We start from the raw sequence: 315 nt of genomic DNA, 5'->3' as shown, positions 1-315 counted from the left end.
GCGCTGGCCGAAGAGGTCGGAGCGCAGCGCGTAGACGATGCCGAAGATGAACAGCCACAGCACCGCGAGGAACGCGAGACGGAGGACGAGGAGGGTCAGCTCGGTCACGACGCTCCCCAGAACCCGTCGTCGTGGCCCCGGCCCCGGGCATCGCGGCCGCCGCGCTCCTCGGTGGCCTGCGGCACGACGCGGAAGGTGATGGTGGTGCGGCCGATGCGGACGACCGACTCGGGCGGGAGCGGCGCCTTCGTGACGGGCGCGCCGTTCAGCTCGGAGCCGTTCGTGGAGCCGAGGTCGCGGACCTGGGCGCGGGAT

At 73.0% G+C, this 315-nt stretch carries 1 protein-coding gene and 1 pseudogene; both read right to left on the bottom strand.

Annotated elements, in window-relative coordinates:
• Positions 1–108, bottom strand: a pseudogene (locus tag DZG00_RS16715) (FHA domain-containing protein FhaB/FipA); the annotation flags it as partial.
• Positions 105–315 (bottom strand): FHA domain-containing protein (locus DZG00_RS16710; RefSeq protein ID WP_147360124.1); only part of this gene is annotated, 211 nt, incomplete at its 5' end. The gene DZG00_RS16710 and the pseudogene DZG00_RS16715, both read right to left, overlap by 4 nt.

It is taken from the genome of Clavibacter lycopersici (assembly GCF_003576405.1).
Classification (GTDB): domain Bacteria; phylum Actinomycetota; class Actinomycetes; order Actinomycetales; family Microbacteriaceae; genus Clavibacter; species Clavibacter lycopersici.
The sequence above is the reverse complement of the archived record's forward strand: the minus strand, read 5'-3'. Positions and strand labels throughout refer to the sequence as shown.